24 protein-coding genes and 1 pseudogene are annotated in these 24,203 nt (G+C 51.6%); 15 read left to right on the top strand and 10 right to left on the bottom strand.

All coding sequences use genetic code 11. From position 1 onward, the window contains the following. Nucleotides 1-21 precede the first annotated feature (21 nt). From ACFVRY_RS19510 to ACFVRY_RS19470, 9 genes are all read left to right on the top strand, one after another. Complete coding sequence (locus ACFVRY_RS19510) at nucleotides 22-189, top strand: hypothetical protein (protein WP_387501955.1); 168 nt, start codon at nucleotides 22-24, stop codon at nucleotides 187-189. 55 nt (nucleotides 190-244) lie between these two features. Further along, the gene (locus ACFVRY_RS19505) at nucleotides 245-1,741 is read left to right on the top strand and encodes a glycosyltransferase (RefSeq protein ID WP_387501954.1); all 1,497 of its coding nucleotides are present in this window, start codon (nucleotides 245-247) and stop codon (nucleotides 1,739-1,741) included. Nucleotides 1,742-1,831: 90 nt separating this feature from the next. Beyond that, on the top strand, nucleotides 1,832-2,926 hold the full coding sequence (gene wecB / locus ACFVRY_RS19500; protein WP_387501952.1) for a non-hydrolyzing UDP-N-acetylglucosamine 2-epimerase: 1,095 nt from the start codon (nucleotides 1,832-1,834) through the stop codon (nucleotides 2,924-2,926). Next, nucleotides 2,916-3,902, top strand: coding sequence for a polysaccharide biosynthesis protein (locus tag ACFVRY_RS19495; RefSeq protein WP_387501951.1), 987 nt, complete (start codon nucleotides 2,916-2,918; stop codon nucleotides 3,900-3,902). The genes wecB and ACFVRY_RS19495 overlap by 11 nt, the downstream gene beginning before the upstream one ends. Continuing rightward, nucleotides 3,899-4,738 (top strand): dTDP-4-dehydrorhamnose reductase family protein, encoded by an 840-nt coding sequence (locus ACFVRY_RS19490; RefSeq protein ID WP_387501950.1) that lies wholly within the window; start codon nucleotides 3,899-3,901, stop codon nucleotides 4,736-4,738. Before ACFVRY_RS19495 ends, ACFVRY_RS19490 begins: the two co-directional genes overlap by 4 nt. Continuing rightward, complete coding sequence (locus ACFVRY_RS19485; protein ID WP_387501948.1) at nucleotides 4,663-5,730, top strand: NAD-dependent epimerase/dehydratase family protein; 1,068 nt, start codon at nucleotides 4,663-4,665, stop codon at nucleotides 5,728-5,730. The genes ACFVRY_RS19490 and ACFVRY_RS19485 overlap by 76 nt, the downstream gene beginning before the upstream one ends. Beyond that, the gene (locus tag ACFVRY_RS19480) at nucleotides 5,727-6,446 is read left to right on the top strand and encodes a glycosyltransferase (RefSeq protein WP_387501947.1); all 720 of its coding nucleotides are present in this window, start codon (nucleotides 5,727-5,729) and stop codon (nucleotides 6,444-6,446) included. Before ACFVRY_RS19485 ends, ACFVRY_RS19480 begins: the two co-directional genes overlap by 4 nt. Nucleotides 6,447-6,579: 133 nt before the next feature. Then, complete coding sequence (locus ACFVRY_RS19475) at nucleotides 6,580-7,302, top strand: glycosyltransferase family 2 protein (protein ID WP_387501946.1); 723 nt, start codon at nucleotides 6,580-6,582, stop codon at nucleotides 7,300-7,302. Then, on the top strand, nucleotides 7,299-8,333 hold the full coding sequence (locus ACFVRY_RS19470) for a glycosyltransferase family 4 protein (protein WP_387501945.1): 1,035 nt from the start codon (nucleotides 7,299-7,301) through the stop codon (nucleotides 8,331-8,333). Before ACFVRY_RS19475 ends, ACFVRY_RS19470 begins: the two co-directional genes overlap by 4 nt. A gap of 106 nt (nucleotides 8,334-8,439) precedes the next feature. On the opposite strand, the gene ACFVRY_RS19465 is transcribed toward ACFVRY_RS19470, so the two are convergent. Continuing rightward, on the bottom strand, nucleotides 8,440-9,510 hold the full coding sequence (locus ACFVRY_RS19465) for a glycosyltransferase family 4 protein (RefSeq protein WP_387501944.1): 1,071 nt from the start codon (nucleotides 9,508-9,510) through the stop codon (nucleotides 8,440-8,442). 210 nt (nucleotides 9,511-9,720) lie between these two features. Here ACFVRY_RS19465 and ACFVRY_RS19460 point away from each other — a divergent pair, with 210 nt between their 5' ends. Then, on the top strand, nucleotides 9,721-10,827 hold the full coding sequence (locus ACFVRY_RS19460; RefSeq protein ID WP_387501943.1) for a YhcN/YlaJ family sporulation lipoprotein: 1,107 nt from the start codon (nucleotides 9,721-9,723) through the stop codon (nucleotides 10,825-10,827). A 109-nt stretch (nucleotides 10,828-10,936) separates the two neighbouring features. On the opposite strand, the gene nagA is transcribed toward ACFVRY_RS19460, so the two are convergent. The 9 genes and pseudogenes from nagA to ACFVRY_RS19415 all read right to left on the bottom strand — a co-directional run bounded on the left by nagA (nucleotide 10,937) and on the right by ACFVRY_RS19415 (nucleotide 20,713). Beyond that, nucleotides 10,937-12,127, bottom strand: a complete 1,191-nt coding sequence (nagA, locus tag ACFVRY_RS19455) for an N-acetylglucosamine-6-phosphate deacetylase (protein ID WP_387501942.1) — start codon at nucleotides 12,125-12,127, stop codon at nucleotides 10,937-10,939. Continuing rightward, nucleotides 12,115-12,843, bottom strand: coding sequence for a glucosamine-6-phosphate deaminase (gene nagB / locus ACFVRY_RS19450; protein WP_387501941.1), 729 nt, complete (start codon nucleotides 12,841-12,843; stop codon nucleotides 12,115-12,117). Before nagB ends, nagA begins: the two co-directional genes overlap by 13 nt. After that, the gene (locus tag ACFVRY_RS19445; RefSeq protein WP_387501940.1) at nucleotides 12,843-13,721 is read right to left on the bottom strand and encodes a MurR/RpiR family transcriptional regulator; all 879 of its coding nucleotides are present in this window, start codon (nucleotides 13,719-13,721) and stop codon (nucleotides 12,843-12,845) included. Before ACFVRY_RS19445 ends, nagB begins: the two co-directional genes overlap by 1 nt. A gap of 205 nt (nucleotides 13,722-13,926) precedes the next feature. Then, nucleotides 13,927-15,738, bottom strand: a complete 1,812-nt coding sequence (locus ACFVRY_RS19440; protein WP_387501939.1) for an FTR1 family iron permease — start codon at nucleotides 15,736-15,738, stop codon at nucleotides 13,927-13,929. Between the two features lie 201 nt (nucleotides 15,739-15,939). Beyond that, complete coding sequence (gene efeB, locus ACFVRY_RS19435) at nucleotides 15,940-17,166, bottom strand: iron uptake transporter deferrochelatase/peroxidase subunit (protein ID WP_387502122.1); 1,227 nt, start codon at nucleotides 17,164-17,166, stop codon at nucleotides 15,940-15,942. A gap of 98 nt (nucleotides 17,167-17,264) precedes the next feature. Then, a complete protein-coding gene (gene efeO, locus ACFVRY_RS19430; RefSeq protein ID WP_387501938.1) occupies nucleotides 17,265-18,164 on the bottom strand; it encodes an iron uptake system protein EfeO in 900 nt (299 codons plus the stop codon). 219 nt (nucleotides 18,165-18,383) lie between these two features. Then, nucleotides 18,384-19,364, bottom strand: coding sequence for a LacI family DNA-binding transcriptional regulator (locus ACFVRY_RS19425; protein ID WP_387501937.1), 981 nt, complete (start codon nucleotides 19,362-19,364; stop codon nucleotides 18,384-18,386). 283 nt (nucleotides 19,365-19,647) lie between these two features. After that, a pseudogene (locus ACFVRY_RS19420) lies at nucleotides 19,648-19,746 on the bottom strand (LuxR C-terminal-related transcriptional regulator); the annotation flags it as partial. Between the two features lie 121 nt (nucleotides 19,747-19,867). Beyond that, nucleotides 19,868-20,713, bottom strand: a complete 846-nt coding sequence (locus ACFVRY_RS19415) for a helix-turn-helix transcriptional regulator (protein ID WP_387501936.1) — start codon at nucleotides 20,711-20,713, stop codon at nucleotides 19,868-19,870. 243 nt (nucleotides 20,714-20,956) lie between these two features. Between ACFVRY_RS19415 and ACFVRY_RS19410 the strand changes: the two genes are divergently transcribed. From ACFVRY_RS19410 to ACFVRY_RS19390, 5 genes are all read left to right on the top strand, one after another. Continuing rightward, entirely contained in the window at nucleotides 20,957-21,259 is a 303-nt protein-coding gene (locus ACFVRY_RS19410) for a Dabb family protein (RefSeq protein ID WP_387501935.1), read from the top strand. A gap of 231 nt (nucleotides 21,260-21,490) precedes the next feature. Continuing rightward, a complete protein-coding gene (locus ACFVRY_RS19405) occupies nucleotides 21,491-21,676 on the top strand; it encodes a hypothetical protein (RefSeq protein ID WP_387501934.1) in 186 nt (61 codons plus the stop codon). A 237-nt stretch (nucleotides 21,677-21,913) separates the two neighbouring features. Then, nucleotides 21,914-22,138, top strand: coding sequence for a helix-turn-helix domain-containing protein (locus tag ACFVRY_RS19400; protein WP_019908812.1), 225 nt, complete (start codon nucleotides 21,914-21,916; stop codon nucleotides 22,136-22,138). Between the two features lie 186 nt (nucleotides 22,139-22,324). Further along, nucleotides 22,325-22,840, top strand: coding sequence for a MarR family transcriptional regulator (locus ACFVRY_RS19395; RefSeq protein ID WP_387501933.1), 516 nt, complete (start codon nucleotides 22,325-22,327; stop codon nucleotides 22,838-22,840). 39 nt (nucleotides 22,841-22,879) lie between these two features. Next, nucleotides 22,880-23,911: a nitroreductase family protein gene (locus ACFVRY_RS19390; RefSeq protein WP_387501932.1), complete on the top strand. Its 1,032-nt coding sequence runs from the start codon at nucleotides 22,880-22,882 to the stop codon at nucleotides 23,909-23,911. Nucleotides 23,912-24,203 lie beyond the last annotated feature (292 nt).

The following is a 24,203-nucleotide window of genomic DNA, read 5'->3' as shown; positions in this document are numbered from 1 at the left end:
AATCAGGTGAGGGACAGGAATGTGCTTTTGCCAGGTGAGCAAATGCCGGTGCCGGGAGTCTATTCATCTCAATATACTGAATCACCGGATTCGGCATTTGTCTCTGCAGGAATAGCCTGGCTGATGGGTACCGCTGTACAGGGAGGAGTCCGGTCCATGAAGGAGCATTGGTGGCCGGACTCTGGATAACTTTTAGGAGGTGAATGGTCGCTCCCAGCCCTGGTTAAAGGAGCGCCAAGACGCCATGGCCGACAAAGCTACAATCGTCCTCTTTTCTCATGTCTCCAATACACGAAGCATTACCGGTGCGGAGAAGCTGCTGCTCTTCTTCGGCCGTGAGCTATCCCGGTTTTTTAACTGCATACTGGTTGCGCCGCATGAAGGGAAGCTGACCGGGCAGGCCCGGCACTTCGGGCTGAATGTAGAGCTTATGCCGATTCCTCTTTTGTATGGAATGTACACTCCGTATGCAGGTCTTCCAGCTGATGCTCGAACCATGCAGGAGGGTAGGGAATATCGGGAGCTAACGAACTGGCTGGTCGTTCTGCGTCCGGCCTTTATCATCACCAGCACCTGTGTTCATGTGCTTCCTGCTATTGCCGCTAAGTCGCTGGGTATTCCTGTACTCTGGAAAATTTCAGAAGCTATAACGGACAATGAATTTACACAGATCAGTGTCGATCTGATAGACCGCAACAGTGATGAGATCCTGGCCATCTCCCATACGGCAGCAGCCTGTTTTACGCCCGAGATGATGGCGAGCAAGGTCACGCTGCTTCCCCCGTCATGGAATGATGGAGAGATGATGGCAGCGTCCTGGAGCAAGCTGCGTAGCGAACGGAGACTGGAGCTGCGGGTGCAGCCGCACCAGAAGCTGGTCGGCTATATATCTTCCTTTATTAATAAGGAAAAGGGACTGGAGCATTTCGTAGATATGGCTGTAATTGTATCGGCCGCACAACGGGATGCGAAGTTCCTAGTTATCGGGACACCGGGGGATAAGAGTTTCTATGACCGCTGTGTTCGTAAGGTGAAATTAGAAGGCCTTCAATCTCGCTTCCAATTTGTTGGCTATGAGGATTGTCTGCCGGCTGCTTATTGTGCGATGGATGTACTCGTTGTGCCCAGCCTCATCCGTGAGGGCTTTGGGATGACAGCCTTGGAAGGAATGTCTTACGGCAAGCCTGTCGTGGCCTATGCTTCAGGGGGACTGCAGGAGATTCTGCAAACTGCGGGCTGTAGCGATTATCTCGTCCCGGTAGAGAATACCGACGCACTAGCCGATGCGGTAAAAGCTTTGCTGGCGGAGCCTGGCCATGCCGCCGCGATAGGCAGCAGGGCGCGCGAACTGGCCGAGGCCGCCTACGGCCCGGCAGCGTACCGCATGCGGCTGCATGGACTCGCGGAGAAGTGGAACCTCCGCTACTGCACTTCGTCGCCCGCTGCGATCCCCGTCGCAGCGGTGCCTCCGCCCGGACCTGCGGTCCCGGGCGAGAGCGAACCTCCCGCCGCAGCTGAGCAGCGGCGGGGAACTTCGCGCCGCGCGTCTCTGCGGCGCAGCAAGATCCGGCGCGGCCGTCTGCGCCGCGCCAAGGACCGGGCGCGCCGGCGCGAGCGCCCGTCCGCCATTCGCCGCGCGTCCCGCAAGCGGCGGTCCAAACCCGCCGCCCGGCGGCAGCGTTCCGGCGGCAAGAGCCGCAGCAGCGCCCGCCGGGCCAAGGGCCGCCGCAAGGCGGCGTAGGCCGCGCCAGGGGAAGCGCGGCCTCTCCGACCGGCCGCTTCAGACCTGGCGGCCGGAACGGAATTATATACAAAGCAGGGGAGTGAACTCATGAAGATCATGACGATCTTGGGCACACGGCCCGAAATTATCCGTCTAAGCGTAATCATTCCGCTGCTCGACGAGCATGCGGAGCGGCATGTGCTGGTGCATACCGGCCAGAATTTCACCTCCAGCCTCAGCGGTATCTTCTTTGCGGAACTGGGGCTACGGGCGCCAGATTATGTGCTGCAGGATAAGCAGGCAGGGCTTGGTGGACAAATGGCCGCCATGTTCGGCGGACTGGAGCCGATTCTGCGGAAGGAGCAGCCGGAACGCATTCTGCTGCTGGGTGATACCAACAGCGCGCTATGTGCGATTCTGGCTGAACGTATGGGAATTCCGGTGGTGCATATGGAGGCGGGAAACCGTTGTTACGATTTAAATGTGCCCGAAGAGAAAAACCGCCGTGTCATCGATGCGGTTTCCACCATTAATATGCCATATACGCAGCAGAGTAAAAGACATCTTGTCAGTGAAGGTTTCCCTACGAACCGGATCGTGCTGACTGGTAATCCGATCCACGAAGTGATGACACATTACGAAGCCCAGATTGGGGGGAGTGATATTCTGGACCGGTTAAGCCTTACACCGGGTCAGTATTTCCTGGTCACGGCTCACCGTGCTGAGAATGTCGACGATCCTCGCTCGCTTGAACAAATTATGTCCGGTTTGAATGAGGTTGCCGAGCATTTTGGAATTCGCTTGATCTGCAGCATCCATCCCCGCACACGCTCCCGTCTTACGGAGCAACTCTCGCTATCCATGCACCCGCTGGTTGAATTTCATGAGCCTTTCGGATTTTTTGACTTTGTCCATTTGGAGCGACATGCGCTGTGTGCGATTAGCGACAGCGGCACTGTTCAGGAGGAATGCTGCTTGATGGGAGTACCGACTGTTACTATTCGCAAAACCACTGAACGCCCGGAGACGGTGGATTGCGGAAGCAATGTGGTATCCGGGGTGAATCGGGACAGCATTCTGCGCTGCGTCAAGCTGATGACCTCGCTGCACCGGGAATGGGAGGCACCGGAAGGCTATAAAGCCCCGGATGTCTCGGCTAAAGTAGTCAAATTTTTGCTTGGAGGGAACCTGCATGTTCAATAAGAAACGGATTCTGGTCACAGGCGGCACCGGTTCCTGGGGACATGAACTGATCCGGCAGCTGCTGCCGCAAAATCCGCGTGAAATCATAGTATTCTCCCGCAGCGAGTCCGCCCAGGTAGCGATGAGTCGCGAATTCGAGGATGACCGTCTCAGCTTCACCATTGGCGATATCCGCGATAAGGATGCTCTTACCGCAGCATGCCGGGGGATCGACTATGTATTTCATCTGGCAGCGCTGAAGCATGTTCCGGTCTGCGAGGATCAACCTTATGAAGCCCTGAAGACCAATGTGGTCGGCACACAGAATGTGATTGAGTCGGCGATTGCCAGCCATGTTGAGAAAGTCATCTATATCTCTACCGACAAAGCGGCTAACCCGTCCAACTTCTACGGAATGACGAAAGCGATCGGGGAGAAGCTGATCGTCTACGCTAACCTGCTTGGTTCAAACACCCGGTTCGTAACGGTACGTGGGGGCAACGTGCTAGGCACGAACGGCAGTGTTGTGCATCTGTTCATGAAGCAGATCAAGGACAAAGGGCAGGTGCGCATTACAGATATGGGGATGACGCGCTTCTTTCTGACCCTGCGCGATGCGATTACGCTGCTCTTCAAAGCCTCGGAGGTCAGTGTCGGCGGTGAAATCTTTGTCATGACCATGCCGACCTGCCGGATCGTCGATCTGGCGGAGGTACTGATTGAGGCTTCCGGGAGAGAGGATGTCAGTATCGTTGAAGCGGGTATCCGGCCTGGTGAGAAAATCCATGAAATCCTCATGAGTGATTTTGAAAGTATGACTACAGTAGTCTATGACGAGCAGTATCTGGTGATTCTGCCGACACTGGATATGCCGGAACTGAAAGAGCATTACAGCCGCTACCCGCATGTCTCCTTTAACAGCTTCAGTTCCGAGACCAATCTGATGGACCAGAATGAGATCAAGGACATTCTGATCCGGGGAGGGTTTCTGCAATGAAGCTGCTCATCCTCGGTGGAAACGGTATGGCGGGGCATATGCTCGTGAATTATTTTCGCCGTCAGGGCAAGCATAGTGTGTTCTATACAACCCGGGATAAAAAAGATCTCAGTGGGCTGTATGTAGACGCCGACGATATTGCCGGGGTGGAAAATCTGGTTGATATCGTCTCCCCCCATTGCATTATCAATGCCATGGGGGTGCTTAACCAGTTTGCAGAGCGTGACAAGATCGGAGCTTACCATGTGAACGGCTTTCTGCCGCATCGCCTGCGGCGTGTGGCAGATGAGGTTCATGCACGGCTAATCCATATCAGTACCGACTGCGTGTTCGAAGGAACACGCGGCGGTTACGCCGAGGATGATACCCCGGACGGGACCTCGGTATACGCGATTACCAAAAGTCTTGGTGAGGTGCGTGAACCGGGGCATTTGACCATTCGCACTTCTATTATAGGGCCCGAAATCCGCTCCGGCGGAATCGGTCTACTGGAGTGGTTCCTGGCTCAGTCAGGCCAGGTCTCGGGCTACAGCCGGGTGATGTGGAACGGCGTAACCACTCTGGAGCTGGCCAAAGCTATAGATTCTTTGCTGGATTCCACCGTTTCTGGCCTCATCCATCTTGCCCATCCCCAGCCGGTAAGCAAATATCAACTATTGCAGCAGATTCGCACAGCTTTTGACAAGCGGGATGTGGAGATTGTTCTTGAAGATATGTACGTGCAGGATCGTACACTCCAAAGCACAAGACCCGACTTCAGTTGGGATTTCCCAACGTATTCGGTGATGCTGGCGGAGCTGGCAGAGTGGATGAACCCGCCAGAAGCGACCCTATGAACGGGCGGAGGCTGCTTATCACCGGCGCAGGGGGATTTACTGGACGCCATGCGGTTCACAGCTTTGCATCAGACGGAGCGCAGGTTACGGCAGTGCTGCGCCATCCAGGGAATGACAGGGGAGTAGGGGGAGTTGCTCCTATATTCCCGGAAGGCGTACATGTGTATTACTGCGATTTGAGCGACAGGAAAGCCGTGCATGAAATGATCCAGACAGTCGCACCAGACGAGGTTCTGCATCTTGCAGGCAAAAATTCCGTACCGGAATCCTGGCGTGACCCGCTCCTGTATATAGAGAGTAATGTAATGGCAACCCTCTACTTGCTGGAAGCCCTGCGAAGCCGGCCCCAAAGTCGGATTCTGGTGGCGGGATCACGTCTCAAGTTCAAGGCGGGCACGGTAGAGGGACCGCCGCATCCCTACAGTCTCAGCAAAACATTGGAGGAACTGGCGTCACTGGCCTGGGGAACCCTTTTTCGGCAACCGGTAATTATCGCTGAGCCCTGCAACCTGATTGGCCCCGGTCCCTCCACCGGGTTTTGCTCATTATTGGCTCGATATATTGTCACTCTGGAAACAGGAGGGCAACCGCCTCTATTCAAGCTTTCTTCCCGGTATGACCTCCGTGACTTTCTGGATGTTCGTGATGCTGTCAGAGCCTATAGCGTAATTTTGAATAAAGGAGAGACAGGAACAGTGTATAAGATTGATTCCGGGCAGCAGCGTTCCTTGGGCGAGATTGCGGAGTATCTGGTCAGCCGCTCGGCAGTAGCGGTTCCGCTGGACTGGGGCTTGGGAGCCGATGAACCACTGAAGCAGGTCACGACGAATCGGACTCAACGTGAGGATGTCAGGGCAGATGACCAGAACCTTAAGGCTACACCGGAAGTGAATGTAGCCACTTTAGGTTGGCAACCGGAGATCGGACTGGAGACCTCGCTCACCGATATTCTGGTCCATTATCGAACCGATGGGGAAGGGAGATTAGTATGAATAATCCGAAAGTATCAGTAGTTATCCCTTTTTACAATTGTCCTTATATTGAACAGGCGTTGCAAAGTGCGTTGTCACAATCCTGGCAGCCCTATGAAATTATTCTGGTAGATGACGGTTCGACGATACATCAGGAGCGGATTACCCCGTATCTCCCTTATATTCACTATCTGGGGAAGAGCAACGGGGGAACCGCCTCCGCTCTGAATCACGGTATTCGGCAAGCTACGGGCGATTATATCGTCTGGCTTAGCTCGGATGACCTGTTCTATCATGACAAAATCAGAAATCAGGTTCTGTACATGGAACAGAACAACCTGCTGATCTCCTATACCAACTTCAATTATATTAACGGACAATCCCAATTGATCAAGATGGATGCGGCAGCGGTGTTTCCGGATTATCTTGCCTATCTTCGCTGCTTCCTCCAGGGCAATCCCGTGAACGGTTGTACGATCATGATTAAGAGAGAACTGCTTGGAGCCATTGGTTACTTCAACGAAACGCTACCTTATACCCATGACTATGACTTGTGGTTCCGGGCGATATTGAATGGCTATCCACCGGTGCTGCTGAACCAATCTCTGACCGCTTACCGTCAGCATGACGGCATGGGCACATTGAAGCATTACGATGCCATTTTGGAGGAAGTGGCTGTAACCATCGACCGTTATCAAGCTCCGCTCCGTGACCTGATTTCTTCTATGGGAGGCTAATAAAGAGAGAAGGACAGGGGGGATTCCTGGAGGGCTAAATGACCCGTGCAGCGACCTCCGCCTGCACGGCCTCCTTTAAAGGACGGCAAAGATTCCGCGGAGACCGGACTTTTTAGGAGAAGGAGGTGAGCACATGAATAATAAATCCAAGGTTTCGGTAGTCATTCCTTTTTACAATTGCCCTTATGTGGATCAGGCGCTAGACAGCGTTCTGGCTCAGAGCTATACCGATATCGAAATTATCGTCGTTGATGATGGTTCCACTGTCCATGTGGAGAAGCTTGCACCTTACATGGACAGTATTTTATATATCCGCAAAGAAAACGGGGGGACAGCATCGGCCCTGAATCAGGGGATTAAAGCGGCAACGGGAGGATTTTTTGCCTGGCTCAGCGCGGATGATATTTTTCACCCTGACAAAATCAGAAGACAGCTGGAAATTCTGCAAAGCTCGGGTCTGTCCTTTAACCATACGGCCTATTATTGCATCAATGAACGGGGGGAAAGGCTGACCGAAGCGGTGAATTTTCCGTTTGTCAGTAAAAAGCATCTGCTGGAGACGTTGATGACGGGCTGCACCGTGAATGGCAGTACCGTGCTACTAGATACGGATATTTTTCGGAAGCTGGGGCTGTTTAATGAGGCGTATTTGTATACCCATGACTATGAGTTATGGCTCCGGCTGCTGCCTTATTACGAATGGTCTTTTATAGAAGAGCCACTGCTTGATTACAGGGTTCATGAGGCCATGGGCTCTGTGATTCATAGCGAGGCGCAACGTCGGGAAATCAAACGGCTACAGGCCAAGTATCGTATGCAGATTCTGCGTTTGTTGCGGAAGGAGGAGAGCAAATGAAGCTGACGTTTCCGATTCTGACTTTGTCCAAGGGCGGGGCGCAACGGATGTTAGCTGAACTCGCCAACCGTTTGGCCGGGTTCGGTCATGATGTGACGATCCTTATGCCCCGGAACGGGATTGTGGAATATCCTATGAAATGCAAAATCATTCATTCCTCGGGTGCGGTTATCAGCGCTGCCGATTTTCCCTTCAGTGATGTTATTGTTTCCAACTATTACAGTACGGTGGCAGTGTCGCAGCAGGCCAGCGAAGCAGGCAAAGGTATTCACACCCGGCTGACGCTCTGCTATGAACCGACTTTTTTGCCAGACAATAATGTGTCCTTCGCCTCCTACAATGTGACGAACAATCTCTTCGTCCTGTCCAATTGGCAGCAAAGTCTGGTGCAACTAGTCCATGGCATCAAGGGTCGAATTGTGCCCATTGGTGTTAACTCTGACTTCTATAATATGAAACTCCGCAGGCAGGGAGGTAGACCGCTCATTGTTTCGACGATCTTGCGCAAGCCTGAAGGGGGGTTCTCCGACCACCGCGAGCAGGCTTACCTGATCCGGCAGTTGAACAAGGTGAAGGAGCGGCATCCAGGGGTGGTGATCTACCTAATTATTCCACCGCGCGAGTTTGCCGAATCAGCGATCCTACAAGAATTCCTGCATGATCCGGCCTACCAGATTCGTACACCGGCCAATGATGCTGAGCTTTGCTACCATTATAACGAGAGCGACATTTTCGTCAGTGCAAGCACACATGATTCAGGTTCGCTGCCTGGACTAGAGGCCATGCGCTGCGGAGCGGCGCTCGTAACCATTTATGCGGGCGGAAACATGGAATATTGCAAACCTGGCGAGAACTCTCTGATGTCCTATCGCTATGAGAACAAGCTGGCTGAGGATGTGCTGAGGCTGATTGAGGAGCCGAATATACGTGCTAAACTTGCGTTTAGAGGTGAACAGGATTCACAGGGTTTTACCTGGCAGCAGAGTGCTGAAATATTTCAGCGTGAGCTTTTGGAGATCCTGTCGCAGTAAAGAAAGTCAATTCTTTGTCATAGGGATATAAAAAGAACCTTCAATGCCACGTCAGTGGATTGAGGGTTCTTTGAGCAGAGTTAAGCGATTTGAGGCCAATTTGAATTTAAAAAATGGAGAAGGAGTTCAGCATCTCGCGAAAGGAGTGGCTGTATTGTCCCGAACCGAAGCTGGTGACCATATGGTCTCTGCCCTGCTTGCGGATGCGACTCCGCAGCTTGTCGTCATCCATCAGCTCCAGCGCTTCTGTGACCGCGGTGTCAATATCACCCAGCGGATAGAATTTGCCGGTCTGGTTATGCACGATAAAGGAGCGGACACCATCCGAATCCGTACTGAGCACAGGGCAGGTACAGCAGATGGCTTCAGCAACGGCATACCCAAATCCTTCTGTAATTGAGGTGGATAACAGGAGACCCCCGGAATTTACAATGGAGGAAAAGTATACTGGCATAGTCCCGTTAGGAATGTTAGTAAACACGCTGAGTCGGTCTTGCAGTCCCAGCAGCTGAAGCATCGTTTCAAATTTCTCTGATTCTCCCACTCCAGCCAGGGAGGGGTCATGGAACATCCAGAGATGTAGATTCGGCTTATGGCTTCGGAGGCGATAGGCGATCTCCAGATACTCGCGCCAATTCTTGTTGCTCTCCAGACGACCAACCCAGGCGAGGACCGGGTCGGCAGGTGGATCATTCGGAATATGATTAAAGGTGTGTACATCGACAATGTTAGGAATGATAAAGCGCCGCATCCATGGGCAGATTTGCATGAATAGTTCCATTAAATGATCTGTAGGCGGAATCAGGATTGCATTGCAGAAGGATTGTAAATAGGGAACAGCTACTGTAATCAGTTCCTTCGCTTCATTTCTTTTTCCCAACCCCTGCGCCTCATAGATGAGAATTCCTCTGTAACCGAGCATACGGAGTCGTTCCAAGAGGAAAATATCTGAAGTTACAACAATGGCATCATAATAATTGGATTTGATGATTTTGGTGATCTCTTCATCCGTGGAACCGATAAATGTCGGAAAGGCTGCTCCGTTATCCTCGCCCGATCCCGGCATGAGATACAGCAGATGGCATTCAATCCCGCTCCGCTGCAAGCTCTCGCATCTCAGCTTGTTCAGCGTTTCGACCCCTCCGCTGGGTACATAAAACGTAAATAAAACCTTCAACGCTCACCCCTCCTGACTATTTTGCAACGGTAACGCCGGACCCTTCTCGAAAACATAAGCTACTGTTTATAAGATACGCGGCTGTTCCCTGGCATGTGACGGTGAAAGCCTGTAGTGCCAAATCCTTTCAGCATAGCCTGACTGAAATCAAGCCATCCTAACGATTGTTACATTGGACACCCATTACATTTAGAGATGGAGGATGAATTCATGTTGCGATCCAAAATCAGCATGTCCGTTTCCGCTGCATTGCTGCTTGGTATGGTCAGCCTTACCGGGTGTGGTGCCAACAACACGGCAGGAAACACGGTTCATACGAAAAGTGTCCGGGGAACACATGATGGCAGGCTGTCCGTGAATTCGGTGCGCGGAGGGAACCAAATCCGCAACTACGACAAATTAGAGATGAGTCAGAAGCTGGCTGACCGTGTAGCTTCCTTACCGGAAGTTCGCTCCGCCAATGTCATGCTTGCCGGCAGATCAGCGTATGTTGCTGTAACCCTTGACCGTTCGACTACCCAGCCGAATGCCTTGGGAACAGGGCGTTACGGGACACGCTCTTCATCCACAACACATGGACTGGGGAATGGCACAACAAATGGCTATACTGACGGAGGCATGTATGGTTCCAGCAGAACAGGTCATTACGGGACACGCTCTTCATCCACAACACATGGACTGGGGAATGGCAGAACGAATGGCTATACTGATGGAGGCATGTACGGTTCCAGCAGAACAGGTCATTACGGGGCGCGTTCTTCATCCACAACACATGGACTGGGGAATGGCAGAACAAATGGCTATACTGATGGAGGCACTTATGGTTCCAGCGGAACAGGTCTGGGTGGGAGTGCGTACAGTCCAGGGCTTGGTGCAAAAGGAACTTACAACCCAGGTCGTGGAATAACAGGTAACGGTAACGGTGCCCTTGGCACAGGACGCAATATGGCTGGTGTCGGCGGAACAGGTGCGGGTGTAGGGCTAAACACTAACCGTGGTTACGGAATGCAAAGCACAGGTACAGGGTCTTACAATGACCGTGGAATAACCGACCTTGGCACTACGAATACAACAACACCAGCCAGAAACGTCAAGATGGAAGAAGATAATGTGACTCAGGCGATCAAGGATAAGATTGCAGCCGAGATCAAAAAGACCTCGCCAAATATCGATGCCGTATATGTATCTGCCAATCCGGATTTCGTGGAACGCTTTAACGTTTATGCTGAAGAAGCGCGCGCCGGGCACCCGCTGAAGGGTTTTGCGGATGAATTCCGTAAAATGGTAGAGCGCATTTTCCCGACTCGCAGTCACTAACCCTTGGTTAGTATGTCTGGAGAACTCCCGGACTAATCGTCATTTTTAACCTGATCGGCACAAAAAAAGCAGCAGCCCCGCCGAAGCGTGGGACTGCTGCTTTCTTCATTTAACTTTGCCGCTGTTGCTTGCGGCCGCGGATCCATACTTCTTGCAGTTGAAGCTTGTCGTCAAGCAGCAGGATATCCGCTTGCTTGCCGGTTTCTAGCGAGCCGATTTTCTGTTCGAGGCCCAGCGATACCGCCGGAGTAAAGCTGGCTGCACGGGAGGCTTCTTCCAGACTGATTCCGGCTTGCTGAATCAGGAATTGAAAGCCACGAATCATCGTAAGCGTGCTGCCAGCAAGAGCGGCTGGATTATCACGGAGAGTGGCGATGCCATCTTTAACAATGACGGGCAAATCACCAATTGTATATTCCCCGTCACTGAGTCCGGTCGCTGACATGGCATCCGTGATCAGCAAGAGATTGCCGTCACTCTTCAACTGAGCCAGCAGGGCCACCATGGCAGGATGGACATGAATCCCGTCGGCAATAATCTCTCCGCGTATGCGTTTGTCAGATATTACGGCTCCCACCGTTCCAGGCTTACGGTGATGAAGCGGCGTCATCGCATTGAACGTATGCACAGCCTGATTCAAGCCAGCGTCCGCCGCGGCAATGACTTCTTCATAAGTTGCATCGGTATGACCGAGAGCAGCTGTGATGTCATGCTTCCGAAGCCAACGGATCGCTTCCAGCGCACCTTCGCGTTCCGGTGCCAATGTGACCTGGCGGATCATACCGGGATAGGTATGTTCCCATTGCTCCAGCCAGTCAATATTAGCCGGGACAATATGCTCCGGATTCTGGGCACCCGGCCATTTGTGGCTAATGAACGGGCCTTCCAGATGCACTCCCGCCAGCTGTGCATAAGGCATTTCCTTGGAAAGGTAGACATGTACTTCTTCCAGAACACGGTCGATATCAGCTTTGGTGGCCGTCATCGTGGTAGCCAGCATAGTCGTTGTTCCCTGGGTACTGTGGAACTTTGTAATGGCGTCAATGGAATCTTTATCACTGTACATAAAATCATATCCGGCTCCGCCATGAACGTGAACATCCACAAAGCCAGGTAGCAACAGGTCATTGTCATGGTGACTTGCTTCCCAGTTAGCATAGGCAGAAGGCAGGTTATGAGCTTCACCGGCATAGAGAATTCGCTCTCCAGAGATCGCAAGCACGCCTTGCGGAATCAGACCGTCCGGAGTCAGCACTTTACCATACAATAATTCGCCGTCTGTTGCCGTTATTTCAGCCATTTTCCTGCACCTTCATCCAGCAGCACGACTACGTTCGGGTGACTTTGCAGCAAGGAGGCTGGGCATTGAGTGGTGATAGGACCCTCAATGGCATTGCGGATCGCTTCGGCTTTCTCTTCGCCACGGACCAGAAGGACGATCTGCTTGGCTTTCAGGATGCCACCAATTCCCATTGTGACCGCCTGACGGGGCACATCTTCCAGCTTATCGAAGAAACGGGCATTGGCTTCCCGTGTACCTTCCAGCAAGTCTACCACATGAGTACCACTGCTCAGACTGGCATCCGGTTCGTTGAAGCCGATGTGACCATTGCTCCCGATGCCGAGGATCTGCAGGTCCACCGGGCCATTCTCTTCCAGCATCCGGTCATAGGCGGCACATTCTGCGCTAGGATCAGATGCGTTGCCATCAGGCACATGGGTCCGCGAGAGATCGATATCAACATGATTGAATAAATGCTCGTTCATGAAGCTGCGGTAGCTCTGCGGATGATCCGCAGGCAAGCCTACGTATTCGTCAAGATTATAAGAGGATGCTTTGGCAAAGCTCACAAGACCTTTTTTGTGCATGTCTACAAGCCGGGCGTAAACACCTACTGGTGAGCTTCCGGTAGCCAGGCCGAGCACGGCTTTAGGGTTACTTTGCAGCAGGGTTGCAATCAGATTGGCACCGGTTTGTACGAAATCCTCTTCACTATGAAATTTTAAAATATTCATTAGGATTGACCTCCTCGTTTATGACGATAATGTTGTACATTCACATAAGATTGCTCCAGCTTAGGAATATAGTCTGTAAATCGCGTACTGACCATTCCGGTAAATAAAATATCAATGATATGCAGTTGTGCAATGCGTGAAGCCATATCGCCCCGCCTCATCCCCTTCTCCAGTGAGGAAGAGAAAAGCGGGATATCGGCGAGTGAGGCAAGTGTGCTGCTGCCGTAAGAAGTTAGGGCAATAGTACTGGCTCCACCTGCACCGGCACAGTTCAAGGCGTCAATCGTTTCGGGGGTTTCCCCGGAGTAGGAGACCGCAAAAGCCACATCGCCCTCGCCCAGCGAGGAGGCAGAAGTAATCTGCATATGGGAGTCTGCGAAGGCTGTGCAGTTCACACCGATGCGAATGAGCTTCTGATAGAAGTCTTGCGCCACGATGGAGGAAGTAGCCATCCCATAGAGATCAACGCGGCGGGCGCGGCACAGCAGATCTACAGCAGCCTCCAGCCGCTCTATATTAAGCAGCGAAGTGGTATCCCGGATCGAGGCGAGATGATTGTTCTGCATCGCTTCAACAATGGTGGAGAGCGGATTGCCCGCGACAATATCCTGATAGGAAGAGCCGCCTTCGTGTTGCCCCTGATCGCTGCCAGCAATTTCTGCAGCCAGGTTTACTTTAAAGTCCGGAAAACCCTTGAAATGAAATACCTTGCAGAAACGGGTAACTGTCGCCGGGCTGACGCCGCATTGTTCAGCCAGTTCTGTGATACCCATATGGACAATCTCGGCGGGAGAAGCAAGAATCCGCTCTGCGAGCTTGCGTTCCATTTGCGACAGCTTGGTCATCTCATGCTCCAGAGCATGAAGAATTGGGGACATGACCCACCTCCATTCGTAAAATTCATTTTAAAATTATTTTTAAAATTAGTTAATATATATAGAAAATTATTTTCATAAATAGGATAAAACAAAACGATGAGCGTTGCAAGGGCATCTTTATGAATAAAGTGTGGAAATGACAAAAACCCGCTCGCAACCATTGCGATACGGGTTTCTGAGAATAATATTAGATGTGTTCGAGCGGCTAGGCTGCGGTATGAGACGAGGTTTTGCCAGGTCTGCGCCGCAGCATTTCCCACAGGATGAACAGCAGTACGATCAACTGAGGCAGCAGTGTCTCCCATGTCGGGTACAAGCCCAGCCATCCAATAGAAGGAAAACCTTCCTGCACATGTGAGGGAATCTTTCCGGCCACCTGTAGGGAATGAATGCTTTCCCCAAGAAAGCGGAACACCAGATAATAGATAAGCACGGTAGCCGTTTTGAAAAAGGCTCCGATGGGCAGTTTCGCACTCAGGGCGATGATGGAATAACCCAGAATGATCAGGATTAGCAGTGCGCTTCCGATCCCGATCAGCAGTGAGGAGGTCTTGATTGCTGGGGCCATCCCTACATAAAAGATTGTTGTCTCCGCGCCCTCCCGGAGAATGGCTAGTAGCGAGACAAAGAACAATGACCACAGGTTGCCTTTAGCCAGCGCTCCATCAACCTGTCTACCTACATAGTTATTCCAGGATGCCGTATTCGACTTGCTGTGCAGCCATCGTCCAATGGTTAGCATCATGACTACGGCTACAAGTCCGGACACGCCTTCAATCATTTCGCGGGTGCCACCGGCTGCCGCTTTGGAAATGGCATAGGAGAGCAGCACTGCCAGAACAGCACTTCCGGCAAGACCAGCCGCGGCTCCGGACCAGATCCATTTTTGTGCAACGGGTTGCTTGCCCCGCTTCACATAAGCGAGCAGAGCGGACAGTACGAGAATGGCCTCTAGCCCTTCACGAAGCAGAATCAGAGCGGCATCCCAGGCCGTGTAGTGGGTTTCTCCCGCTAGCGGGGTCAACTCAGCTGTCATCTGCTCCAGAGTGGAGAGTGCCCGTTCCAGCTTCGGCGGGTTGGAGAGTAGATATCCCGTTACAGCTGCACTTTCATTTTCGATACTGGTATAGACCTTAGGGGAAGCAATCTGCACCTGACCTTCAGCCATCGGCCAGACAATAATGAACTGCTCCATGACCTCTGCGGCCTTGGCACTATCTCCATCGGTAGCTGCAGCTGTGGCCTGCTTGAGATAGGCAATCAGCCCTTCAATGGAGGTATCCTCGCCGGCAGTGTTCGGCGCAGCAATGGCTTTACCCTGGCCGTAATCAGCGAGCAACTGGTACAGCGCGTTGGCTTCGCTGCGGGCCGATTCCTCACGGCGCGGCTCTGCCTGCAGCGCGATCCGCAGCAGGCTCATCTTCGTCTCTAGCATGCCGTAGACGGCGGGATTGTCCTTGCGGATGGCGCGCTCCACCGGCTTCCAGCCGCTGGTTAGAGCGCTGTACGCCTTCTCCGCGGCGGCCCAGTCGGCGCTTTGCGCCGCATCCCGCGCCGTCTTCGCCGCGGGCAGCAGCTTCTCCGCCGCGCTTCGCCCGGCGGCAGCGGAATCACCGCCGCTATCACTCGCGGCGGTCACATACGCGTCCACGGCTCTGGCGAGCGTGGACAGTGCGCTCTTGGCGGGCTCTCCGCCGCCCGCCTTAAGCGTGGACGCCGCTTCGGCCAGCGCGGCGTCTACGGCTGCTGCCGGACCGGCGAGTGCCTCGTCCGGCGTGCCAGTGTTCGCGGTGCGCCACAGTGCCGCGAACGTCTCCACATCGACGGCGGCGTCGCTCCAGCGGCTCTGCCCGGCTTCGACGAGCGCGCTGCCGACAGGCGGCAGCAGCTCATCATGCCGGGCGCTGCCTTCCGCCGCGAAGCCTGCTGCTGCCGGGAGGGTCAGCAGCATACAGATCAAGAGCATCATGGCGGTTGCCTTAAGCGCCCGCCAGGGATGATGAACAAGAGAGAACATCGGGATAATCCCCTTTCAAGTAAGAAGGCATATGAATAGAAGCCAAATATAGAAGGCATTTGAGATAGGCTCAAATATCGCTGCAAATGTAGTTTGCTTATTTTAATGGAACCATCCCTAATGTGACTCGTGTCGTCGGACTTCGTAGCTTCCGGGCTTCACTACTACTTTAAGTAATTCTCTTGTCTGGAAACACTCCGGTCAGCCGAGCAGTGTGTCTCCGATAAAGCCGCCTTCGCGGACGCCAGGGAAGCAGGCGAAGACCGCACTGCCGATATGGACCATATATTCATTCAGGCGATCATTGCGCGATAAGCGCTGCTGAATCGTCACGAACTGTTTGACGAGATCCCGCTGGAAGCTGATGAATAATAGACCCGCATCCAGCTGGCCGGTCTTGGCATTCAGTCCGCCGGAATAGGAGTAGGAACGGCGCAGCATTTTGACAGTGCCATCGCCATGGGCCAGGGCGGAATGGGAGTTCGCTGGAATCAGCGGTTTGCCGGAAGTATCCGCTGCCTTAAGGTCCAACTTATCGAATTCGTCCCGGGCGCCAATAGGGGCACCGCTCTGACGGTGCCGACCGAAGGTCGCTTCCTGATCGCTCAGGGATGAGCGGTCCCATACTTCGATGCGGAACCGGACCCGGCGAACCGCCATATAGGTGCCGCCGTTCATCCAGGCAGGGCCTTCGCCGCTGCCCGGCCAGACGACCTTGTTCATCTCGGCTTCATCGGTAACATCGGGATTCCCGGTGCCGTCCTTGAAGCCGAGCAGATTGCGCGGTGTTCCATTCTTGGGATCAGCCTCGCCCGTCCGCTGGAACCCTTCCTGGGTCCAGCGCAGCACGGCAGTCCCGCGGGCAATCCGCGCCAGATTGCGGATGGCGTGGAACGCCACCTGCAAGTCATCCGCGCAGGCCTGCACGCAGAGATCACCGCCGCACCAGGCGGAGTCGAGATTGTCACCCACAAAAGGCGGGAGATCGGCCAGCGAGGAAGGCCGCTGCCCGGACAGTCCAAAGCGTTCGTCGAAGAAGGACGGTCCCACGCCAAAGGTGAGCGTGCAGCGAGAAGGGCTCAAACCATCAGTCTCTCCGGTATCGGAAGGCGGTAAATTAAGGTTGTCATTGGTATTGCCGACCAAACGACCTGTGGTTAGAGCAGCCGCAGCGGTGGTCCATTCCTGTAACAGCTTCTTCACGTCGGCGAGTTTGGTCGTCGTCAGGTCGAAGGCTGCAAAGTACAGGAAGTTTTGTGCAGGTGTAAGAATGCCTGCCTGATGGCTGGCATAAAAAGGGATGGAGGAATCGGTCTGCACAGGAGTGGCGGGTGCTTTGGCAGCTGTTCCTCCCCTCGAAAGCAGACTCCCCATGGCCCCGCCGCCCAGCAGGAGGCCTAGCCCGGTGGCGCCAGTAAGCCGCAGCATATCGCGGCGGCTTACTTTTGTATCCAGCAGTTTCTGGCTGGGCTCTGAATTTGTTGTTGGGGTAGATTGCTTATCCTTATCGTGTTTTTTCATGATAATCACACTCCCAGAATGGTCCCCATGTTAGATAGTGGCTCTGCGAGCGCATCGAGGTTCTGGCTTAATTTGCGAACTTCTTCTTCCTTCAGTTCCTGGTAGGAGACATAGCCATCACCAGATTTGAACGGTGCCAGCTCTGCTTGCAGCGCTGCAAATCGTTCACCGATCGTTTGCTCAAGTGCGGCATCTTTTTTGGCCAGCTCCGGTTTGAGTAGTTCATATATTTTCTGTGCGCCCTCTACGTTGGCGACAAAATCGTACAGGTCGGTGTGGGAATAGCGTTCTTCTTCACCCGTAACCTTGGAGGAGGAAACTTCGTTCAGCAGTTCAACAGCTCCGGTAACGAGCAGATTGGCATCAATCTCTACCGTCTCTACTTTTGCCCGTAGCAGTTGTGCATCTTTCAGCAACTGGTCTGCTGTTTCTTCGAATCCAGCTGTGGTTTTATCCTCCCAAAGGGCCTTCTCCAGCTTGTGGAAGCCGCGCCATTCCGCAGGATCGACATCATTTTCACGGGCGTCAATATGAGGATCCAAATCTCCGAGCGCTTCAGCAATAGGCTCAATCCGTTCATAATACATCCGAGTCGGAGCATACAGCTTCTTGGCCTCTTCAATCTGGCCTGCCTTCACGGCGTTCGTGAACTTCTCCGTCTCTTTGACGAACAGATCACACTGCTCGATGACAAACGTGCGGTATTGTTCGATGGCTGATGTGAAGTCTGCTGCCTCAGTCGTATTGGAGGCATCAGCAGTCGCTGCAGGAGCATTGGTTGCCGTGTTGCTGCCCGCTCCATTTGTTGATTGGGCCGTGTTTCCATTGGTATTATTACTTGCGCAGCCGGTAAACAGAATAGAAGCCGCAAGCAGTCCTGCGGGTACAGCATAACTGAATTTCAAACGAGCCACCCCTTTATATATATGTGTGTGAATGATAATCGTTATCAATAATACTGGAACAATCATAAGTCTGTGTACTTGGGCTGTCAATATAAAATGTGATAATTCTCATTGATTAGCATTACAGCATAAATAAGGCGGACACCAGTAGGTGTCCGCCTATTGTTTCAATAGGGGAATTCCTAGATTTATCCCTTTGTTGTGCCGATTAGCACTCCTTCACACAGAGGAGCGCTCTATAAGTTCATAATCTAGCTTACGGTGGACGGGCTGGCTCCCGCCATCCCCGTGGATCTGCTCATGGATCGTCTGAAAAGCAGCCGCGCCCATCTCGAACAACTTGTTATCAATCGTGGTCAGTCCCAGCAGCTTGCCGATGGGCTGGTTATCAAAACCGATCACTGCGAGGTCTTCAGGAATCCGGATGCCTTGTTTCCCGGCTTCTATCATCAGGGCGGCTGCGACATGATCCCCGGCGACGATAATGGCTTCCGGCCGTACTTCCATCGCGCTCAGACGATGCAGCAACGCTGCTCCATGCTCTTCGTTCAGGCAATCAAATATCATCCATTCTTCATGCAGCGGAAGTCCGCTCTCTTGGTGAAAGTCCCGGAAAGCAGACTGACGGATGGAGGAGGAGGAACCATGTTTTCTCCCGTCACAATAGCCAATGGAACGGTGGCCTTTATCGGCCAAGTATTGCAGACCATGGCGGAAGGCGGCGTAATGCTCGATGTAGACAGAGGAGAAGCGGCTTTCCCCGCTGTTCTGGCAAGTGACGATAGGGCCATATGCAGTATATTCTTCGATAACCTCCGGCTTCAGGGAGGTGGATACAATAACCACACCATCGATTTCCTTGTTGCGCAGCATTTCCAGTACCTTAAGCTCTTCTTCAGGACGGTAGTTAGTCTGGCACAGCACTAGTCTGTATTGAGCCAGTAATGCTTCCTGGGCCAATCCCTCCATAATGATGGAAAAATAATAGATACGAATTAGCGGCATGATTACTGCGACTGATTTGGTACGTCCGGTGATCAGATGCACAGCGTTCATATTCCGGCGGTAATTCAACTGTTCTATGGTATTCAGGACCGCATTCCGTTTGTCCTCGCTGACATAAGGGTGATTGTTAAGCACACGCGAGACGGTGGTTACGGACACTCCGGAAATTCGGGCGATTTCTTTAATATTGGCCATACGCAAGAAAGCCTCCTGAAGTGGATATTGTAGTGATGATCTTATTCTACCACATGATTTTTACTCCCCCGAAAATAAAAGGCTTGCTCTGGTATCCATTTCATATTTTACACTGAGGATGCAACAGCATTACCGGACTAAATCGGCGTGACCGCAAGGGCGTGACGAACCGGTAAGGTTAATGTTGCTGTTTTTTTGTTTAGCGTAAAGGACAACAAAAAACCTCCTCTCACCCGATTGGGTGAAAGAAGGCTTAAACGCGTCACTTTCGACAGCAAGGTAGCTATATTTTCAGATCCTCAAGCTTAATCAGCTCGACAACCGCTTGCGAACGGCCTTTTACGTTTAATTTTTGCATGACATTGGAGATGTGGTTTCGAATGAGTAGTGAAACCCGTCCAAGTATGATTCCTCTATTTAAAACAAGCGATACCCCGTTACCCGGACATCGCTTGTTTTTTTGTTATGAGCGTGATCGTAATACAAATTCTTGAGCATCTTCATTACGAACTCTTTTCTTTCAAAAGCTGCTCCATCTTCTCCATCGTACCATCCTGCTGTGGGACGTGAATGGTCACTGTTAACTCCGGGTGTTCTAGGGATTGAAAAGAGATGTAATCAAAGTTTAGCTGACCTAGATTGGGACAATGGAGAGTTTTTGGGGCGTCAATAGCCTCACGGACATCATAGGCGTCCCAGAAATCGCGAAATTCAGAACTCGCTGCGGATAATGATTCATATTGTTCGGACCACCAAGGGTCATCTGCGTACCGTGCATAGCCGGCGTGAAATTGGGAGGCAATACGCCGGGCGTGATGCTCCCACTGATCGCCTTTGAGATGACGGAATTGCGGAGAAGTAAAGGTCATCCATACGAAGTTTCTCTCTTGTTCGGATTTGAGGTTGAAATCCCCGTTCAGAACGCAATAGGCAGAGTTCCAGGCCACAATGTTCATCCTAAAGTCCATAATGCAGGCTGGAGAAGTAGCAAGCCCATCAAGAAAACGCTGAAGAGATGACTCCACTGCCGGAGCTTCTTGAATCTTTTCCAAAGGGAACTGCTTGCGGGCCAGGTAAAAGATATGCTTTCGTTCCGCTGCATCGAGCATGAAGACATCGGCTAGACGGTCGAGTACATCTGCTGAGACATTAATAGGGCGTCCCTGTTCCAGATAGGTATACCAATCTAGCCCGACTCCCGCTAGCATTGCTACCTCTCCACGGCGTAGCCCCGGTGTTCTTCTTCGCCCATGATCCTGCAGTCCGGCTTGTTCCGGAGAGATGCGTTCCCGTCGTACCCGCAAGAACCGTGCTAATTCTTGATGACGGTCTATCTGTGGAATCGACATTACCCGTGCTCCTTTCTATATAAAGAATCCAAGGATAGTGGGACTGCCAGTCCCAGGATAACCTGATCTCTCCCTGGTGTTTGCCCAGCGATGTAATATAGTTTATGTCACTTCATGACGTGAAATCAACGGGAGAAGGGAAGGGATAAAAGACAGTTATCTGTAAAAACTGTTCATATCGCATTACATCTGCGGGTAGTCGGAGTCTCAATATAATAGTTTAGACAAATGGAGGAGTTAAATATGTACGAGCATATCGTTCTTTTTAAATTCAATGAGAAAGGAACTACGGAGAAGCAAGAACAAGCGATTCGTCAAGTGCAGTCTTTCAAAGGCAATATTCCCGGAATCGTTGAACTCAGCGCAGGAATCAATGAGACAGAAGAGACCGCAAACATGAACGGATACGCCTTGGGTATACGCGTTACCTTTCAAGATCAGCAGGCCTGCCGGGATTACATGAATCACCCTCTGCACCAGGAATTGCTGCAAAGTGTGGGGCCATTGGTCGACAATGTTGTCGTTGTAGATTATCCAATCATATAAGTTCATGCAGTTATCCTCGGGCTTTATCCCGGTAGTTCAACAGGTGTCTCTCACAAGGAGACACCTATCTGTCGTTGATAAACAAATCCTTATTATATAAGAGTTTCAATAATAAATATTGTGTCTATCCAGTGGACATCGCACTTTAGCGCATTGTTCTATGCTATAATGAAAGCGTAAACATGATATGTAAAGTACCGTTGAGCTCATCGCCTAAGGAGGATGATGGATATGCTGACAGGTTTGAAGGAACTTACCAAATGGGTGTTTGAATTTTGGCAACCAGGGATGCCTTCGGGAGTAGAAGACTACCAGAGTATCGAGTTTACAACGAGTCGCCATATGCACAATCCACAATTGCCAAGTCCGCTCACTTATGAAGAAGAAGCGCGGATCAAGACTATAAAGTTTCATTAATTCATTATCTTCAGGGCCGTACGAACCGGAAGCCATTTCCGATTTGGCGGCCTTTTATTTCGTTGTCTGTTTTTTTGTATGCGTGCATGTCATGGCAGCAAATTTTTCGCTGTATCCGCTACCGCCTATTTTAGAGTCGCTACGTCACCATTAACATCTCCCATACATAGTATGGTTTTGACTGTATCCCTTTACCTTGTTATACCAAACAAACCCGAGCAAGGAGGGGTGACACCATTGAAAGGGAACGAACATCATAGCAAATTTCTTTTAACGCATCGCGAGCGTGAAGTTTTTGAACTTCTTGTTCAGGATAAAACTACGCGCGACATCGCTGGCCTGTTGTTTATCAGCGAAAAAACCGTCCGAAACCACATCTCCAATGTTATGCAAAAATTAAACGTAAAAGGCCGTTCGCAAGCGGTTGTCGAGCTGATTAAGCTTGGGGAGCTGAAAATATAGCTACCGTGCTGTCGAAAGTGACGCGTTTAAGCCTTCTTTCACCCACTGGGTGAGAGGAGGTTTTTTGTTGTGTTATAGTACATAAAACGATATTGATAATCATTATCAGTTATGATATATTGTTCACAGGTAAACAATATTTTAGATATCTATATGCTTTTTAAAGGAACGGAGTGTGCAAAAACGATGAATTCAGGTTCTGGCTTTCAACAACTGCTATATGAGCAGTATATTCGCATGCTGCATCTGCATGAGAGCTATGCGAATGAGGAGCTGGATCATTTTCTTCGCATCGCGAGTGCTGCGTCAATTGAGAACTGCCCACGGAATCTTACGGATATTCATGTGATTGATTGTATCGGACGATATGAACCGATCAATAGCACCTCTATCGCCGAACGGATGGAATTATCCAAAGCCGGCATAACCAAAATCAGCGGCAGGCTGCTGGCTGATGGGCTGGTTGAGCGGACGCAGATGAATGACAACAAGAAAGAGGTTTATTTTCTGCTAACACGGCAGGGCAGGATATTATTCGATCTGCATGAGAAGCTGCATGATATTGAAGCTGAGCGGGCGTTTAGCTTTTTGGGCAAATATCCGGCCGAAGAATTACATATTATTCAGCGCTTTATCCAGGACGTCAATATAGAGATGGAGTCACGATTGGGCAAAACAGATATTCCAGAAATGAATGAATAATTACGTGAATAATATCAGCCAACGGTGAGGTGGGGTAACATGGATCTGGAAGCATTGATCAAGGAACGTAGAAGCATTAGGAAATATAATCAGACCCCGGTGTCTGAGCAATTGGTGACTGAACTGTTGAACTCGGCCGCAGCACTGAATGGTCCTATAGGTAACGAACCATTGCCCTGGCGCTATCTGTATGCAGGGTCAATGGAAGCAAGGCTACGACTGGCTAATTACTTGACGGAACAAGTGACGCAGAGCCGACTGGGGAAGCTCATTCCCGGTAAACTGGTGGAGATGTATAAGAAGAGGTTCACCGACATCCCTGCCCATCTAATTGTGATATGCGATACGGACCCGGAGCGTGGTCAAAGTGAGTCTATTTATGCGGAGGCTTGTGCCGTTCTGCAGAACTTCCAGCTACTGGCCTGGGAGCGTGGGCTTGGCATGGTCTGGGATACAGAGCCGATGATCCAGACCGAAGCGTTCTTTAAGGGAATTGGCCTTCGCGGGCAGGAGAAGTTCGTGGGGATTTTTCATATCGGATATTTTGACAAGTCGCCAAGAGGCCGGGCGCGAACAGCTGCGGAGAAAAAATGGACGGTAGCGCAGGATAATGATCTTGTCCAGGAACAAGTGGCTACTCGGCAGCCCGTCCCGCAGGGACTTGTGCTGGAACTGCTGAACCATGCGGTCTGGGCGCCCAATGATGGACTCCGTGAGCCTTGGCGCTTTGTTTTTGCAGAGGAAGCATATAGAGGACTCATGCCTGGGCAGGGTGAAGCGGCTGCTTATCTTATCATTGTGATGCCTGAAGATAGCGATCCAATCAAGCAAAATGAGGATTTGGCTGCTGTGGCCTGTCTTATGCAAAATTTTGTACTATTGGGCCGGGAGAAGGGGCTGCGGGTAGTACGGACGATGAATGAGTGGATTTATGACCGCAAATACAGCGCGCCCTTTGGTGTACAGGCTAATGAACGGATTGCAGCAGTATTGGAACTTGATCTTACGGATGCTGTGGATCGTCCAGTACGTGAAGCCCAATTTCCCAACCTTATCCTAGAGGGAATTTAGCTCGCCGGTACTCAAGCTTATGTCAGCGGAAACACATTATTCGACACTCATGCCTTTCTCTGCCAGACGGCGGGGGAGGCTATTTTCGTATGGTCAGTTATGGCTCGGGTTCTGGAACTATTTAAATTTATAAATATACAAAATGCAACAATAGGTGTAAAATGGCATTGTTTGAAACTGCCGGAATGACATAAAGGGATATTCACAGATTTGTTTGTGAAAAAAAGAGCAAAGATTTGACTGCGGCTGTGCAGGCTGCTGACAATAATATTTCCGATGGAAAGGAGGAAGC

Origin of the sequence: Paenibacillus sp. NPDC057934 (assembly GCF_042887565.1) — a bacterium.
Classification (GTDB): Bacteria; Bacillota; Bacilli; order Paenibacillales; family Paenibacillaceae; genus Paenibacillus_AQ.
The sequence above is the reverse complement of the archived record's forward strand: the minus strand, read 5'-3'. Positions and strand labels throughout refer to the sequence as shown.

Excerpts from the sequence above, each read along its gene's own strand:
- nagB (WP_387501941.1), bottom strand. The coding sequence starts at position 12,843 with ATGAATATTTTAAAATTTCATAGTGAAGAGGATTTCGTACAAACCGGT.
- ACFVRY_RS19405 (WP_387501934.1), top strand. The coding sequence starts at position 21,491 with ATGCTGACAGGTTTGAAGGAACTTACCAAATGGGTGTTTGAATTTTGG.
- ACFVRY_RS19440 (WP_387501939.1), bottom strand. The coding sequence starts at position 15,738 with ATGTTCTCTCTTGTTCATCATCCCTGGCGGGCGCTTAAGGCAACCGCC.
- ACFVRY_RS19410 (WP_387501935.1), top strand. The coding sequence starts at position 20,957 with ATGTACGAGCATATCGTTCTTTTTAAATTCAATGAGAAAGGAACTACG.
- ACFVRY_RS19415 (WP_387501936.1), bottom strand. The coding sequence starts at position 20,713 with ATGTCGATTCCACAGATAGACCGTCATCAAGAATTAGCACGGTTCTTG.
- ACFVRY_RS19425 (WP_387501937.1), bottom strand. The coding sequence starts at position 19,364 with ATGGCCAATATTAAAGAAATCGCCCGAATTTCCGGAGTGTCCGTAACC.
- nagA (WP_387501942.1), bottom strand. The coding sequence starts at position 12,127 with ATGGCTGAAATAACGGCAACAGACGGCGAATTATTGTATGGTAAAGTG.
- ACFVRY_RS19505 (WP_387501954.1), top strand. The coding sequence starts at position 245 with ATGGCCGACAAAGCTACAATCGTCCTCTTTTCTCATGTCTCCAATACA.
- ACFVRY_RS19390 (WP_387501932.1), top strand. The coding sequence starts at position 22,880 with ATGGATCTGGAAGCATTGATCAAGGAACGTAGAAGCATTAGGAAATAT.
- ACFVRY_RS19395 (WP_387501933.1), top strand. The coding sequence starts at position 22,325 with ATGAATTCAGGTTCTGGCTTTCAACAACTGCTATATGAGCAGTATATT.
- ACFVRY_RS19480 (WP_387501947.1), top strand. The coding sequence starts at position 5,727 with ATGAATAATCCGAAAGTATCAGTAGTTATCCCTTTTTACAATTGTCCT.
- ACFVRY_RS19495 (WP_387501951.1), top strand. The coding sequence starts at position 2,916 with ATGTTCAATAAGAAACGGATTCTGGTCACAGGCGGCACCGGTTCCTGG.
- ACFVRY_RS19470 (WP_387501945.1), top strand. The coding sequence starts at position 7,299 with ATGAAGCTGACGTTTCCGATTCTGACTTTGTCCAAGGGCGGGGCGCAA.
- ACFVRY_RS19490 (WP_387501950.1), top strand. The coding sequence starts at position 3,899 with ATGAAGCTGCTCATCCTCGGTGGAAACGGTATGGCGGGGCATATGCTC.
- ACFVRY_RS19475 (WP_387501946.1), top strand. The coding sequence starts at position 6,580 with ATGAATAATAAATCCAAGGTTTCGGTAGTCATTCCTTTTTACAATTGC.
- ACFVRY_RS19445 (WP_387501940.1), bottom strand. The coding sequence starts at position 13,721 with ATGTCCCCAATTCTTCATGCTCTGGAGCATGAGATGACCAAGCTGTCG.
- ACFVRY_RS19460 (WP_387501943.1), top strand. The coding sequence starts at position 9,721 with ATGTTGCGATCCAAAATCAGCATGTCCGTTTCCGCTGCATTGCTGCTT.
- efeB (WP_387502122.1), bottom strand. The coding sequence starts at position 17,166 with ATGCTGCGGCTTACTGGCGCCACCGGGCTAGGCCTCCTGCTGGGCGGC.
- wecB (WP_387501952.1), top strand. The coding sequence starts at position 1,832 with ATGAAGATCATGACGATCTTGGGCACACGGCCCGAAATTATCCGTCTA.